The following is a 15,429-nucleotide window of genomic DNA, read 5'->3' as shown; positions in this document are numbered from 1 at the left end:
TTAGTCAGTTATGAGTACGGTCTGTGCACCTTTGAAAGCAGCAGTATCAGACACTATGATTCGGTCATTAGCCTCCAGGCCGGAGAGGATTTCGATATCTGACATGCTGCGCACACCGGTGGTGATCTGCACACGATAGGCGCTGTCGCCATCGATTTTGTAAGCAACCCGACCGGCACCGCTGTCAAGAAACTGTCCGCGTTGAACCATGAGGACCTGAGGTTTGCTTTCAAGCAATATGCGGGTGGTCAGGCGTTGATTCTGGCGCAGACCTTCTGGCGTGTTCACCAGTTCACCGTCCGGTGTCTGGTCAAGAAACCGTACCCGGCCGGTAACCTGATTATTCTCGACTTCCGGAGAAATGGTGATCAGTTGTGCCGGGTAGGCGCGCCCGTTAATTACCACTTCCGCATTCATGCCTATCGCAAGGTCATCGGCGTAGCTCTCCGGAATCGCTACTTCGAGTTCGAACTCACTCAGGTCAACCACACTCAGGACCACCTGATTCTGATCGAGCTGGTTTTTCTGCTCTACCGCGAGATTGCCGACAATGCCGTCTACTGGTGATCTGAGGGTGAGTTGCTGGACCTGGCGGGTTAGATCGGCGACTTTGTAGGTTTGCCGGTTAAGCTGATGGGTTTTACTCTGGATTTCAAAAGTCAGGCTCTCAGCGTTAAGTTGTGCATCAGCCACCGCGTGTTCGTGAACCAGTTTTGCGTTTTGCAGATCATCCTGGGCTTTTTCGTAGTCAATGGTACTGATGGTGTGAGTGGCAAATGCGGCATCGGCACGGCGTTTTTCCCGATCAGCGGCTGTCAGCGAGACTCTGGCAAGATCGATGGCTTTCTGATCTGCCAGCATTCGGATCTTTGACTGGATCTTCTGGCGTTCCAGTGCGGTGGTGAGTTCATCCACTACAGCCTGTTGCTGTTCAAGTTCGTTTGTGAGTTCCGGACTGTCGATGGTGGCGAGAATTTGGTCTTTTTTGACTTTGTCGCCGGCATCCACCTGCAAGGTAATGGTGCCTTGGGCGGGGCTGTAGAGTTTGGGGCTAATGGCCGCGACAACGCGGCCCTGGACAGAAAGATCGCGCACCAAATCACCATAACGAACGGTGGCGATACGGAGGCGATCATGTGGTACACTGGCTTCAGATTTTCCCCATTGGGTTACCGCAGGGACAACATAAGTTGCAGAGACAACAATCAGGCCGGCAAAGCCGGCCCAGAGAAAAGGGCGTTTTCTGGTGTTCGGAACCAATGGCGTATCCTGGCCACTGGTGTCGGCAATCTGCATAACAAGTCCCACAAAGCAAAAGAGGTTGTCCTGCTATGTCGATGCCCGAACCGAAAAAGTTTATACGAGCTGAAAATTTTTTATTTGTTGCGCCCGAATTTGTCGTGGCTGGATACCCAGTGGCCAGCAATGACCGCACATGCCAGTGATATATCGCCGGCAAGAACCGTAGCCGCGACAATCTCGGCGAACTTGTTGGCCTTGCCTTTACCGTAACATCCAAGCAATTCGAGGCATTCCCGCTGTGTTGGTAATCCTGTGCCACCGCCGTAAGTCGCCACGATCAGTGACGGCAGAGTGACCGACAGATACAAATCCCCGTTAGCCAGCAATTCGTGAGACAGCAGGCCAGCGTGTGATTCCACCACATTGGCCTCATCCTGGCCGGTGGCAATAAACAAGGACGCGATGCCGTTCGCCGAATGGGGGCCGTTGTAGGCTGCACCAGCAAGCATAGCACCCATATTGGCCAATACTGAGGAGCGGGCCATGACCCAGGTGTCAACTTTCATGAGTTTCCTCATGATGTCTTTTTTCAGCACAACCTCTGCAATAACCCGCTTGCCCCGGGAGTGAAGCATATTCAGGTGAGAATGTTTTTTGTCTGTGTCCATGTTACCGGAAAGCAGGTATTCACAATCCCCCGGGTAATGGGCCTTGATCCATTCGCAGGCTGCGAGTGTGGCCTTACCCACCATATTCTGGCCCGCCGCGTCACCGGTTGTGTAGTTAAACCGTACGTATCTGATCCGGGATACTGACCATTGTTCCAGATGAATGAGTTTTCCGATGGAGGTGGTGCTTTCCGCCGCTGCGCGGATCCCTGCCATGTTTTCGTCCAGCCACAAACCAAACTCCCTGGCTTCCCGGGCGTCGCTGAAAATAAAAGCGGGGGCGCGCTGCATGTACTGCTCTACTACGGTGGTTTTCACTCCGCCGCATTCATTGATGACTCGCATACCCCGACTGTAACTTGCAACCAGGGTTCCTTCCGTAGTCGCAAGGGGAACATAGAAACGGCCCTGAGCGTGCTCACCATTGATTTCGATGGGGCCTGCAACCCCAACGGGCATCTGTACAATGCCAATAAAGTTTTCTATGTTTCCGGGCAGTACACCCGGGTCAATTGAAAATTTGCCGGTGTGTGTGAGCTCAGTACCGGTTTGCTCGAGCAAAAAATCCCGTCGAATTTCAGCCTGTTCCCGACTGTGATCATTTTGCCCATCGCGAGGAATTCGGTAGCGACCATCGCCCATAGCCTATCTCCTTATAATAGTGTGCTGTTGTCCACTATACATGAGAAGTGTTGCACGAAAAGCCATCGATTACTGGTAAGAGGAATTTTTCCCGGCTTCGATTTGGCGTGGGCTGGCGCAGACTTTGCGTAAATGCTATCAGAAAGAAAGCATGTTACTCATATGGCTTTCAAATTTATCATTATATTTACGTGGTGTTTACATTGTTAGGATGGGCATCCTTTATAGGTTTGGTTTTATAGGCAATTTATCTCGCTTGACAGGAGGAGGGCACCGCAAAAAGCAAGGCCATTCAATTACACTTGGTCTAGCATATTGACACCAAAAAGATTCCTCAACAGCGTCAAGAGGGCAACAGTGTGCAAGATCGTAATCATCTGGCAAGGGTAAAGGCTACGCATCAGGTTGAAGTGATTGAGAATGGCCTGATCGACATACCCATGCTGCAAATTCTCCAGTCTGACGGAACCTTGCATCCAGGTGCCAGTGCGCCCCCGCTCAGCCAGGACGTTGCAGTCAAAATTCTTCATACCATGCAATACATCCGGATTCTGGATGAGCGCATGATTGCCGCCCAGCGCCAGGGGCGCATCAGTTTTTATCTTGCCTGTACCGGCGAAGAAGCCGCGGCGGTTGGTAGTGTCGCGGCATTGAGTGATCAGGATATGATCATGTCCCAGTACCGTGAACAGGGGGCGCTGGCATACCGTGGTTATTCTACTGCCCAGTTTATGAACCAGATGTTCAGCAACCAGCTTGATCCAAACAAAGGCAGGCAGATGCCCATCCACTATGGTGACAAAGCGCTGAATTTTATGACCATTTCGTCGCCGCTGGCGACCCAGATCCCACAGGCAGCCGGCTACGCCTATGGCCAGAAAATGGCAGGAAACGACGCCATTACCATTTGTTATTTTGGCGAAGGTGCGGCATCAGAAGGAGATTTTCACGCTGGTTTGAATATGGCTGCCGTGCTGAACTGCCCAGTGGTGTTTTTCTGTCGCAACAACGGTTACGCTATTTCTACGCCCGCGGAAGAGCAGTTCGCTGGTGACGGTATTGCGTCCAGAGGCATCGGTTACGGCATAAAAACCATTCGGGTAGACGGTAACGATGTGCTGGCGGTTTACGCAGCTACCCAGGAAGCCCGCAGGATCGCTGTCGAACAGCGTTGCCCGGTTCTTATTGAAGCTATGAGCTACCGTCTGGCGGCCCATTCAACCTCCGATGACCCCAGCGGTTACCGTTCTCGTGATGAAGAAGACAAATGGCGGGCAAAAGATCCTGTCGCCAGAATGATTCACTGGTTAGATAGCCAGGGGTGGTTCGATGAGTCACAAAACAGCAAATGGCTGGAACAGTCACGGCAGGAAGTACTGGCGGCGCTCAAGGAAGCAGAGAAAGTTCCGGTAAACCCCATCGAAGATATTGTCGAAGATGTCTATGATTCGGTCCCCTGGCATCTCAGTGCGCAGCTCGAACAGCTCAAGTCCCACATCAAAAAGTACCCTGAGGTGTACCCCAAAACGTCGGGGAGAGTGAAGTAATGGCAAGAATGAATTTACTGCAGGCTGTTAACAATGCCCTGACCATCGCTATGGAACAGGACGAAAGGGTTATGGTGTTTGGCGAGGATGTGGGGCATTTCGGTGGCGTATTTCGGGCCACCAGCCACCTGCAGGAGAAATTTGGCAAGCCCCGGTGTTTCAACACCCCGCTCACCGAACAAGGCATCATTGGCTTTGCCAACGGGCTCGCTGCCCAGGGGGCGGTGCCAGTTGCAGAGATCCAGTTCGGCGATTACATCTTTCCGGCCTTTGACCAGATAGTTAACGAAACCGCCAAATTTCGCTATCGCTCGGGCGGGCAGTTTTCCTGTGGCACACTTACAATCCGCACACCCTACGGTGGTGGCATCGCCGGCGGGCACTATCACAGCCAGTCCCCAGAGGCGTTTTTTGCCCACTGCCCGGGCCTGAAAATAGTTATTCCTCGCGATCCCTATCAGGCGAAAGGCTTGTTGCTGGCGTCGATCCGCGACGATAATCCTGTTTTGTTTATGGAGCCTAAGCGTCTGTACAGAGCGTCGGTTGCCGATGTGCCGGAAGACGACTTCGAGCTCCCATTAGGCAAGGCTGATTTGGTTCAGGAAGGGCGGGACATCACTCTGGTTGGCTGGGGGGCTCAAGTAGAGATTTTGCAAAAAGCGGCTCAAATGAGCCTGCAGGACGGCATCTCCTGTGAAGTAATTGATTTGAGAAGCATTCTACCGTGGGACAGGTTAATGGTGGCGGAATCAGTAATGAAAACCGGCCGGTTGCTGATCAATCATGAGGCTCCATTAACCGGCGGTTTTGCCAGTGAAATTGCCGCTGCCATACAGGAACAATGCTTTTTGTATCTGGAAGCGCCGATTGCCCGTGTTTGTGGGCTGGATACGCCGTATCCGCTGGCCCATGAGAAAGAATATATGCCGGATGAATACAAAACCTACGAAGCCATTAAGCGTACGATGACGTATTAGGGGGACTGCATGAGTATTGAATTCCTGTTGCCTGACATCGGCGAAGGCATTGTAGAGTGTGAATTGCTCGAATGGCTGGTTGAGGAAGGCCAGCATATAGTCGAGGACCAGCCTGTAGCCGAGGTAATGACTGACAAGGCGACGGTGCAGATTCCTGCCATGCATGCAGGAACGGTTGAAAAACTTCATTACCGCCAGGGTGAGATTGCCCGTGTTCATCAGCCTTTGTTTTCTTTAGTGCCGGAAGCTGAACAGGTACCTGAAAATTCTGAAGCTGATTCAGATTACCCGCCAGCAGTGCAGCCTGATAGTGCACAGAGTTACGAAAGCACATTTGTGGATAAGAAGGGCCATATGGAGGACTTTATTCTGCCGGACATAGGTGAGGGTATTGTGGAATGCGAAGTCGTCAAATGGCATGTTCACGAAGGGGACTTTATTGAAGAAGATCAACCAGTCGTTGAAGTCATGACTGATAAAGCGGTGGTTGAAATCCCGGCGAAACACGCCGGAAAGGTAATGCACCTGTATTACCAGCAGGGTGATATCGCTGCTGTACATCAACCGCTGTTCTCACTGAAACGCGAGGATGGCCTGGCAGAGGCGGAAGTCGAATTGGCGACCGAGCAGAAAGCGAAAGCAGGTTCAGTGAAAAAAGCAGCAGTGACTGGCTGGCCCGATGGGGCATTCGAGCCGCCGGTGGTCATTCCGGGAAAAGTAATTGCCAGCCCGGCTGTGCGCAGGGTTGCCAGAGAGGCCAATATTGACCTGGCTCAGGTTCAGGGCAGCGGAAAAAAAGGGCGGATTTTAAAGGCAGATGTGCACACTAGCGCCATGGCTGAAAATACACAAAGCAAGGCTCAGGAAAGTGTCGAGTGGACAGAAGCGCCCCGGGATAGTGGTGTCCGGACAGAAAAAGTTCGCGGTATTCAAGCGGCCATGGCGCGGCAGATGTCGGCTTCAGTACACACTATTCCTCACTTTACCGTGAGTGATGAGGTGGTTATGGACAGCCTGATACAACTGCGAAATGCGCTTAAACCCGAGTTTGAACGAAAGGGCCTCAGACTCAGCTTTATGCCGTTTTTTATCAAGGCTTTATCACTGGCATTGCGTGAGTTTCCCATCATCAATTCCCAGTTGAACGACTCGGCGACGGAACTTAGCTATTTTGATGACCACAACATCGGATTTGCTGTGGATACGCCGAATGGATTGCTGGTACCAAACATTAAACAGGTTCAGACATTAAGCCTGATGCAGATTGCCGAACACATGCAGCGGATTGTTGAAGCAGCCCGTGAGGGCAGAATCGCCGGTGAAGATCTGAAAGGCGGGACAATTACCATATCCAACATTGGTGCAATAGGTGGGATAACGGCAACGCCGGTCATCAATAAGCCTGAAGCCGCTATTGTAGCTTTGGGTAAAACGCAGACTCTGCCGCGATTTAATACCAGCGGTGAAGTGATTGCACAAAACATCATGATGGTTAACTGGTCAGGTGATCACCGTATTATCGATGGCGCGACTATGGTGAAGTTCAATAACCTGTGGTGCCATTATCTGACTCATCCCTCGCAGATGCTGATGCACTTAAGTTAAGAAAGATAAGCCCGAAGGCGCAATGCCTTCGGCGCTTGTACCCCATTTACCTGGCGCGTTACACTTACGCTTTAAAATTATTATCAAGCAGACCCTAAGTGCTCAGTTATCAACACGCTTTTCATGCCGGAAATCACGCAGACGTGATCAAGCATTTATGCTGGCTGGGGGTGATCAATCACCTTAACAAAAAGGCCAAACCATACACCCTTATCGACACCCATGCCGGCAATGGCATATACCCGCTGGACTCAGAACAGGCGCTCAAGACCCATGAATACAAAAGTGGCATTGATGTGGTTCGCCAGCAACAGGCAGCAGGAGGCCTGCTTGGTGACTATCAAAAGCTGTGCGAACGCTACCTCAGTCTGAATCAATACCCTGGCTCACCGGCAGTCAGTGTAAGTGCCGCCCGTGCAGGTGATCATCTGCACCTGATGGAGTTACACCCTGCGGCGTTTCAGGATCTTTCTGCCAGGATATCTGGCATAGGCTGTGAGCCACAACTCCATTTGCACCACAGAGATGGCCTAGAAGGCGGTATCGCCCTTTGTCCGCCTACGCCAAAACGGGGAGCTGTGCTGATCGACCCGCCTTATGAACGCAAAGCCGAATACCAGGAAGTGCAGGCGGCCGTTGAAAAAATGCTAAAGCGCTGGCGAAGCGCGCAACTGGTGGTTTGGTACCCGCTGTTATCAGAGCGCGCGGGGGAAAAATGCGGTGCCAGTGAGCGCATGATCAGAAAACTGGGCCAGTCGGGGAATACCGCTTTTTGCGCTGAACTGATTGTGCTGGATAGGTCACAGGACCCTGGAATGTACGGCTCTGGCGTGTGTGTTATCAACCCCGCGTGGCAACTGGATACTGAGCTGGAACAGGCATTAAAAGAAGTGACGCGATGGATGGGCCCATCCTCGTCCTACCGGATCAACTGGCTGAAAACCGAGCAGAGCTGAATGAATCAGCCCAAGGCCCTTAAACATTTTTATATCCCGGAAGAGCAGTCGATATATTTGCTCTCACACACCGACGCAAAAAAACTCAAGGACTGGGTTAACCTGTGTATCGAACAACTGGGGTTGCTGGGCTACCGGAATATCCATCTTATTGGCAAAGGTGCTTTTGGCTTTGTGTTCGGAGGCCGGACACCTGCAGGACGACACCTGGTATTCAAGTTTTCGCGCATTAATCTGCCACAGCATGTACAGGATCGCCTGGAAGAAGAAGCCTTCATGCTGGGCCACGTGAGGCAGGCCAATGTACCGCAACTGGTTGAGTTTCAGCAGGTTGGTAAACAGGGGATCCTCGTTATGGAACGGGCCCGGGGTGAAGATCTGGAAAAGGTCAGTTTGCGCTACGGGCCTTTGCCAGCACGTTTGATTGTTAAAATTGCCGTGCAGGTCGCGGAGATATTGGGGGCACTCAGACACTACCAGCAAGGTGGTGAAGCCAGGCCAATCGTTCATGGCGACATTAAGCCGTCTAATCTGATGTGGGATACCGAACAGGAAGAAATCGGACTCATCGACTGGGGCTCTTCGGTGTTTGCCCAGTTAGATGCCCAAGGCCAGTTTGTTGCCAATAATGTCATGGATTTAATGTCCGGTGACATGCACCAGACCAATGCCCGTCTGGGCGATGTGTACTTTATCGGTGAAGAACAGTTGAGCGGCGCTTTGTCCTCGCCGCGATTCGACGAACAAGGGTTGGCGAGTACGCTTTATGCCCTGGCTTCGGGACAGTCCTGTCGGTTTGGTCACAAGGTTATCAAGCCCCAGTCTCTTGGCCTGCCCAGAATGCTGGCAGAAATTCTTGACCATATGCTAAGTGAGGATGCACAACGCAGGCGTCAGGGAGGCGATTACCTGTTTCGAAACCTCCATGTGCTTAAAAATATGGTGTTCGCCGAAGATGAGGCTATGCAGGTCAATGCGCTTATACCTACCTGGCTGGGTGCACAGAAGCAGGATATCGAAACTGTGGTTTACAGTTCACGCAAATCCTATTTACGACAACAGTCCTCAGGTGTTGAGGCCGACCTCAAATATGTGGACGATGCCCAGTTCGAGCGATATTACAAAAATTATTTGCAGGGGATGGGCGATACCGAAAAAGCATTTGTATCGGCTGTCAGCCGCCTGGGCCGCTACCCGGTAGTCGGTGGAATGGCGGTTCGCTGGGAGGCCGAAGGGGTATACGTTGATTCCAGTCTTAATCTGCATGACAGTGAACTGCGACCGGCATTTGAATCTGCGGTGAATAACGTAATCCATCTTGCAAGGGCTATCCATCGTCACGGCGTATTCAAGTGCTGTTTGTTTAATGCCAAGGATACGCTACATATTGAGCGCCACGATGAACATCAGCCTTTCGTTCCACCTGCGAACTGCAGGATCCCGTTTGAATTGTCGCGGGTGCGGATTGAAACCGACGAGTCCCGTACCCACTCGTATTTTGAAGATGGTGACGACCCTGATGAGCTGCTTCGTTTACCAACCCGTATCATGCATTTGCTGGAACAGTTAAACCGCATTCATCACACCGGTTGCATCATATTTGAGGCGCTTCCGACGCATCTGAAGATCCACAGCTACTACCTGCTGCTGGATCACCGTCAGCGGGAGCGCTTTGCGCAAATTCTCGACGCTATTGTCGAAGCGGTACCGGAAATTGTTGGTTTGGGCATTTCCGGATTTATGAAATTACCGTATAAAGACACGCGTTTTTTTGAACATCAGGCCCATATGCCCGAAAAATACTATCCCCGCAATCCCAAAGCCGCTGTAAAGGAGTAATGCCAGCCCATGTCTGAAGTTAAGTTGTCTGAATTATTTGAATTGGAATGCATTGAAGCTGGTCTGTATCGTGGCCAGAGCTGGGACCTGGGGTTTCGTGCTCTTTTTGGTGGACAGGTGTTGGGACAGGCCCTCGCCGCAGCGTGTCAGACAGTACCCAAGGAGCGAATTGCCCATTCATTTCACACCTATTTTTTGCTTCCCGGTGATGCAAAAAAGCCGGTTGTGTACGATGTGGAAACCGTGCGTGACGGCCGCAGTTTTTGTACCCGGCGAGTCAAGGCCATACAGGACGGGCAGACCATATTTTATATGACCGCTTCATTCCAGGGTGAAGAGCATGGGGTAAGCCATCAGTTTGCTGAAATGCCCAAGGTTCCGGCGCCAGAACAGGTGGATTCTGATCTCGCGGTATTTGAAGCCAGGCTGGAACACATGCCGCTGGCGCTTCGTGAAGCGCTTGCTTACCACCGGCCTATTGATATTCGTACGGTGGATGCGGCATACGCATTTAAAAGCCTGAAACGCCCGCCACAACGTTACATCTGGATGCGGGCCCAGGAGGTTTTAAACGGTACCCTGGATCTGCATCAGGCAATTCTCGCGTACGCTTCGGATTACCACTTTCTGAGTACATCACTGCAGCCTCATGGTATCGCAATTACAGATAAAAACCTTCGTATTGCTACCATTGATCATGCCATGTGGTTCCACAAACCGTTCAATTTCAACGAATGGCTGCTCTACGCCATGGATAGCCCATTCAGCGGAAACGCCCGGGGATTGGTAAAAGGTCAGATTTTCAACCAGGCTGGTGAACTGGTGGCTTCGACAATGCAGGAAGGTATGATGCGCCAGATTCATCCCGAGTCCGGGCAATGAAGGCAGGTACGGAAACCTGCCTTTTCAGTTGCCCTCTGAATGTATAAAGGAGATAACACCATGCTTTATCAGTTCGGTGAGCACGCCCCCAGACTGGGCACCAATGTTTATCTGGCTCCGGGAAGCCAGGTTATTGGCCGGGTAGACCTTGCAGACAACGTCAGTGTCTGGTTTAACACGGTTATTCGTGGTGATACTGACCAAATCCTCATTGGTGCAAACACGAATGTACAGGACGGATGTGTGCTGCACACTGATTCTGGTTACACCCTGAAACTCGGAGAAGGGGTGACTGTGGGTCACAAGGCCATGCTGCATGGCTGTGAGGTAGGTGATTTCAGCCTGGTTGGTATTAATGCCGTCATACTCAATGGTGCCAGGATTGGCCGTTACTGCGTTATTGGTGCCAACACACTGATACCTGAAAATATGCAAATCCCTGATTATTCGCTGGTGGTTGGTAGCCCTGGCAAGGTTATTCGTACACTGGACGAAGGGGCCGCTGAAAAACTGGAGATGTCTGCCCGGCACTACGTAGAAAATGGCCGAAAATTCAGGCAGCAACTTAAAGCACTGCCATACGAAGACATGGAGGCATAGCCGTCCGCACAATAAAAAATGCCCAGAACGGTTAAGTTCCGGGCCTAGGGGAATGGCTCATTGCTGAGCCGTGCGCTAACTTGTACAAAAGTTGTTCAGCCGAACAACTCAAAACGGACAGTAACTATAGATCAAAACTGGTCGAAATATAAACTATTTTTTATGAAATTTATGTTTCTCCATTTCAATAGCTTACGAAAATTGCATCAGCCCGCCATTCGTTATGCCCAAAGACTTTCCGCCAGAGCTGTAAATATTTGTACAGACATTGTCCACATGCTGTGCACAGATTGTTCAGTAGTCTGTGTCTGGTTTGCACTACGTGTGTTTGCTACCTCCTTTTTTACATTCATGTTGTTTATGTTCATGATGGATAATTGCATGTCTGTGAATGAGCTGCCAGAATGATTTCACCCTCAAAAAAGAGTGTTTCTGATGACTGAATACCGCCCGTTTGTACCACCTGAAAGAACACTGATGGGGCCTGGTCCCTCTGATGTCAGCCCGCAGGTATTGAATGCCATGTGCCGAAGTACCGTCGGTCATCTGGACCCGGAATTCATCAAACTCATGGATGATACCAAACGGCTCCTGCAGTACGCGTTTCAGACCGCAAATCCTCTTACTATGCCGATCTCTGCTCCGGGCTCTGCAGGGATGGAAGCCTGTTTTGTCAATCTGGTTGAGCCAGGCGATAAAGTCATCGTGTGTATCAATGGCGTCTTCGGGCAGCGTATGGCAGAGAATGTGGTTCGTTGCCAGGCCACTCCCATTCTGGTCGAGGACCCCTGGGGAACGCAAACGGATCCAGATAAAGTTGAACAGGCGTTGAAGGCTCATCCGGATGCCAAGATACTGGCGTTTGTGCATGCTGAAACGTCTACGGGAGTGCGCAATGATGCAAAGGCGTTGTGTGCACTGGCACGGCAGTACCACTGTCTGACCATAATGGATGCAGTAACGTCGTTGGGTGGAATAGAGGTAGATATTGACGGATGGCAGGTGGATGCGGCCTATTCTGGCTCGCAGAAGTGCTTAAGCTGTGTACCCGGTCTGTCGCCGGTAACGTTCAGTCAACGGGCAGTTGAGCTGATTCAGAATCGCAAGACCCCGGTGCAGAGCTGGTTTCTGGATATGAACCTGATCGTGGGCTACTGGGGGCAGGGTGGTAAAAGGGCATACCACCATACCGCACCGGTAAACAGTATTTACGCCTTATATGAGTCTTTGCGTATTCTGCATGCGGAAGGACTGGCAGCGAGCTGGCAACGACATCATCGCTGCCATCAGAAGCTGGTTAACGGTCTGGCAGCAATTGGCTTGGATATGGCTGTTGATGAACATTATCGCTTGCCCCAGTTAAACTCGGTGCTGGTGCCCGAAAACATCAATGAAGCTGAAATTCGGCAGCGCCTGCTCAACGAGTTTAATCTTGAAATTGGTGCAGGACTGGGGAAACTGGCCGGAAGAGTATGGCGAATCGGTTTAATGGGATACGGGTGTAGTGACAAGAATGTGGATTATTGCCTTTCCAGTCTGTCCACTGTAATGAATTAGGCCAGGCCGGCCTGAACAACCGGAATGCGGGGTAAAGAGCACTGATCTTTACGCCGTTTTTGCGTTACACTGGCGAAATAATTCGAATAAAAAACTACGCTTATGCTCCATCGGATCTGGTTATTTTTCATTGTCAGTGCGTTTCTGGCAACCTGTCTGCAATTTTTTACCGGTGCTCAGCCCGAGGGCTTCCAGGATGTAATGGCTTCGGTGAATGCCATGGCAGGCCTGAGTGTTGAGATTGCGATTGGGTTGGTTGGGGTACTGGCGTTCTGGTTAGGCATCTTCCAGATAGCTGAGCAATCCGGGTTGATAAATCATGTTTCCCGGGTTCTTTCCCCTTTGTTGTGCCGTCTGATGCCGGATATTCCCCTTGAGCATCCTGCTCTTGGTAGCATTACCATGAATTTGTCAGCGAATATGCTGGGACTGGACAACGCAGCCACTCCGTTCGGCATCAAGGCGATGCAGGATATGCAATTACTGGCACCAAAAAAAGATACACTGACCAACAGCCAAATATTGTTTCTGGTACTCAACACCTCCTCGGTTACCTTGTTTCCAATTGCGGTATTTTTATACCGGGGCGAGCAGGGTGCTGCTCAGCCCACTGACGTGTTTATTCCCATTTTGCTTGCAACCAGCGCTTCCACATTAGCGGGCTTATTCGTGACCTGCCTGGTGCAGCGGGTCAATTTGTTTAATCGCGTGGTGTTGCTTTATCTGGTAGGGGTATTCGGTTTTATCGGGGCACTGGTGTTGTATTTTGCGCAGTTGGCCGCCAGCCAGCTTGCCAGTCAGTCAGCACTGATTGCCAATTTCCTGCTTTTCCTGTTTGTGGTTGTGGTGTTGCTTGCAGGCTGGCGCAAACAACTGAATACCTACGAGTTGTTTGTGGAAGGCGCAAAAAAGGGGTTTGACGTTGCGGTAACCCTTATTCCTTATCTAATCGCCATGTTAATAGCGATTGGCATGCTACGTGCGAGTGGGCTGTTGACCCTGGTTGTTGAATCCATTGGCTACCTGGTGGCTTGGCTGGGTATGGACCCACGGTTTGTTGACGGTTTACCTACCGCGTTGATGAAACCACTCAGTGGCAGTGGTGCCCGGGCTATGATGATTGAAACCATGCAGCATCAGGGTGCTGACTCGTTTGCCGGGCGTTTGGCTTCAGTGCTGCAAGGCTCAACAGAAACCACATTTTATGTGCTGGCGGTATATCTGGGAGCAGTAGGGATCAAGCATGCGCGCTATGCCGTTGCCTGCTGTCTGGCGGCTGATTTGGCCGGTATTGTGACGGCAATTGCCGTCTCTTACTGGTTTTTTGGTTAAGCACAGGTACAGACTGGTTCATACAGCGTTCACCTTTAATGGGCATCCTGTTGTCAGAACTGCAGCTGTCCACCATAAAAGAATGGCTGTGTAAGCAAGCTAATGACAATGAGGTATATTATGAATTCGAGGGTAAAATTTCTGTTGCTGCTGACAACTGCTGCCATTTTAACGCTGCCAGCCAGTTACGCCCAGTCAGCTTCAGCCCCAGCAATCCATGTGCAAGGGCAGGGTGTTGTGAATGTGGTGCCGGACGCATTTTCGGTGACCTTTGTACTGGAACAACGGGGGGCTTCAGTCACAAAACTGAATTCCCAGCTGGAGTTTGATCTTAATCAGGTCGTCAGTTACCTGCTTTCTGTGGGGGTAAGCGAAAAGCACATTCAGTCAATGCAGGTTCAGCTTAATCCATGGATAGAGCATGGGCCAAATGGCAGGGAGGACAAGGGATTTGTGCTTGCGCGCCAGGTAAGGGTGATGCACGGTGATCTGCAAAGCTATGATAAACTGCTGGATGGCGTAATGGCGCGCGGCGTAACCCGTATTCAGCAATTTGAGTTTGTTGCCAGCACGGAAAAAAACGCTTATCAGCAGGCATTGATAAATGCAGTAGGAGACGCCAGATCCAGAGCACAACTGCTGGCACGGGAGTTGGGCGTGAAGATCGGCCAGGTTATATCGGTATCCGAATCCGGGTTCAGTCAGCCCACACCGGTACACCGGGCAGTGATGATGGACAGAGAACGAACCTCTTCAATGCCGGGCCAGCAGCAAATCGAAGCCAGAGTGCAGGTTTCCTTCGCCATAGCGGAGTAGCAACTATGAAGGTAAACATACATTGAGCAATACAAACTACACCCAACTGGTTGAGCAGGCGAGAAGCCTGGTCAGCGGAGAATCTGATCTTATCGCTAACATGGCCAACATCAGTTCGCTACTGTTTAACCAGTTACCTGCAGTAAACTGGGCAGGGTTTTATCTCTACAAGCAGGAGCAACTGGTGCTTGGTCCGTTTCAGGGGCAGCCAGCCTGCATCCGAATTCCGATGGGCAAAGGAGTGTGCGGAACGGCAGCGGCAACCCGTGAGACCCAACTGGTGGAAGACGTTCACCAGTTTAAAGGGCACATTGCCTGCGATGCGGCGTCAAATTCCGAAATAGTGATCCCATTGGTTATCGGCGACGAACTAATTGGTGTACTGGATATAGACAGCCCGGAGTTTGGACGATTTTCCGAACAGGACAAACAGGGGTTAGAGCAGATTGCGGCAGCGTTGTTGGAAAGCCAGCAATGAAACATAACGTAGACATTCATATTGTTCTTGCCACCGCTTCTGACATGGAGGATTATCACTCCGACCCTGACGAAGCGGCGGACAGGATCAATTTTATACTGCATGGCATGTACGATAATGCAGATGATGATATTGAAACTGCCCGTTTGGAAGGGTTGCTGCAATACACTTGGGCATTCTGGCATCAAAATGGCAATTTATTGGACGTTGAGGACGATGATTTGCTGGATTGGGTTGACCACACGCTGGCAACTTGGGATGATGCGGATACAGACGAAATCTTCTGAT

General features: G+C 51.1%; 14 protein-coding genes. 12 read left to right on the top strand and 2 right to left on the bottom strand.

Features of this window, described 5'->3' with window-relative positions:
• Positions 1-1,296, bottom strand: a complete 1,296-nt coding sequence (locus DXV75_RS07840; RefSeq protein ID WP_115592857.1) for an efflux RND transporter periplasmic adaptor subunit — start codon at positions 1,294-1,296, stop codon at positions 1-3.
• Positions 1,297-1,376: 80 nt separating this feature from the next.
• A complete protein-coding gene (locus DXV75_RS07835; RefSeq protein ID WP_115592856.1) occupies positions 1,377-2,552 on the bottom strand; it encodes a hydroxymethylglutaryl-CoA reductase in 1,176 nt (391 codons plus the stop codon).
• A gap of 359 nt (positions 2,553-2,911) precedes the next feature.
• Between DXV75_RS07835 and DXV75_RS07830 the strand changes: the two genes are divergently transcribed.
• The 12 genes from DXV75_RS07830 (at position 2,912) to DXV75_RS07775 (ending at position 15,428) form a co-directional block, all read left to right on the top strand.
• A complete protein-coding gene (locus tag DXV75_RS07830; RefSeq protein ID WP_115592855.1) occupies positions 2,912-4,099 on the top strand; it encodes a thiamine pyrophosphate-dependent dehydrogenase E1 component subunit alpha in 1,188 nt (395 codons plus the stop codon).
• The gene (locus DXV75_RS07825) at positions 4,099-5,076 is read left to right on the top strand and encodes an alpha-ketoacid dehydrogenase subunit beta (protein WP_115592854.1); all 978 of its coding nucleotides are present in this window, start codon (positions 4,099-4,101) and stop codon (positions 5,074-5,076) included. The genes DXV75_RS07830 and DXV75_RS07825 overlap by 1 nt, the downstream gene beginning before the upstream one ends.
• A 9-nt stretch (positions 5,077-5,085) precedes the next feature.
• Complete coding sequence (locus DXV75_RS07820) at positions 5,086-6,681, top strand: dihydrolipoyllysine-residue acetyltransferase (RefSeq protein ID WP_115592853.1); 1,596 nt, start codon at positions 5,086-5,088, stop codon at positions 6,679-6,681.
• A gap of 98 nt (positions 6,682-6,779) precedes the next feature.
• The gene (locus DXV75_RS07815) at positions 6,780-7,637 is read left to right on the top strand and encodes a 23S rRNA (adenine(2030)-N(6))-methyltransferase RlmJ (RefSeq protein ID WP_115592852.1); all 858 of its coding nucleotides are present in this window, start codon (positions 6,780-6,782) and stop codon (positions 7,635-7,637) included.
• On the top strand, positions 7,638-9,476 hold the full coding sequence (locus DXV75_RS07810; protein WP_115592851.1) for a protein kinase domain-containing protein: 1,839 nt from the start codon (positions 7,638-7,640) through the stop codon (positions 9,474-9,476).
• 9 nt (positions 9,477-9,485) lie between these two features.
• Positions 9,486-10,358, top strand: a complete 873-nt coding sequence (gene tesB, locus DXV75_RS07805; protein WP_115592850.1) for an acyl-CoA thioesterase II — start codon at positions 9,486-9,488, stop codon at positions 10,356-10,358.
• A gap of 60 nt (positions 10,359-10,418) precedes the next feature.
• On the top strand, positions 10,419-10,958 hold the full coding sequence (locus tag DXV75_RS07800) for a gamma carbonic anhydrase family protein (RefSeq protein ID WP_115592849.1): 540 nt from the start codon (positions 10,419-10,421) through the stop codon (positions 10,956-10,958).
• Positions 10,959-11,393: 435 nt separating this feature from the next.
• On the top strand, positions 11,394-12,515 hold the full coding sequence (locus tag DXV75_RS07795) for a pyridoxal-phosphate-dependent aminotransferase family protein (protein ID WP_425451689.1): 1,122 nt from the start codon (positions 11,394-11,396) through the stop codon (positions 12,513-12,515).
• Between the two features lie 102 nt (positions 12,516-12,617).
• Positions 12,618-13,847 carry a nucleoside recognition domain-containing protein gene (locus tag DXV75_RS07790; RefSeq protein ID WP_115592848.1) on the top strand — a complete coding sequence of 410 codons (1,230 nt, stop codon included), beginning with the start codon at positions 12,618-12,620 and terminating at the stop codon, positions 13,845-13,847.
• A 120-nt stretch (positions 13,848-13,967) separates the two neighbouring features.
• A complete protein-coding gene (locus tag DXV75_RS07785) occupies positions 13,968-14,663 on the top strand; it encodes an SIMPL domain-containing protein (RefSeq protein WP_181898384.1) in 696 nt (231 codons plus the stop codon).
• 22 nt (positions 14,664-14,685) lie between these two features.
• On the top strand, positions 14,686-15,141 hold the full coding sequence (locus DXV75_RS07780) for a GAF domain-containing protein (protein WP_245953149.1): 456 nt from the start codon (positions 14,686-14,688) through the stop codon (positions 15,139-15,141).
• Positions 15,138-15,428, top strand: a complete 291-nt coding sequence (locus DXV75_RS07775; RefSeq protein ID WP_115592846.1) for a hypothetical protein — start codon at positions 15,138-15,140, stop codon at positions 15,426-15,428. The genes DXV75_RS07780 and DXV75_RS07775 overlap by 4 nt, the downstream gene beginning before the upstream one ends.
• Position 15,429: the final 1 nt, after the last annotated feature.

It is taken from the genome of Alteromonas aestuariivivens (assembly GCF_003367475.1).
GTDB classification, from domain to species: domain Bacteria; phylum Pseudomonadota; class Gammaproteobacteria; order Enterobacterales; family Alteromonadaceae; genus Alteromonas; species Alteromonas aestuariivivens.
The sequence above is the reverse complement of the archived record's forward strand: the minus strand, read 5'-3'. Positions and strand labels throughout refer to the sequence as shown.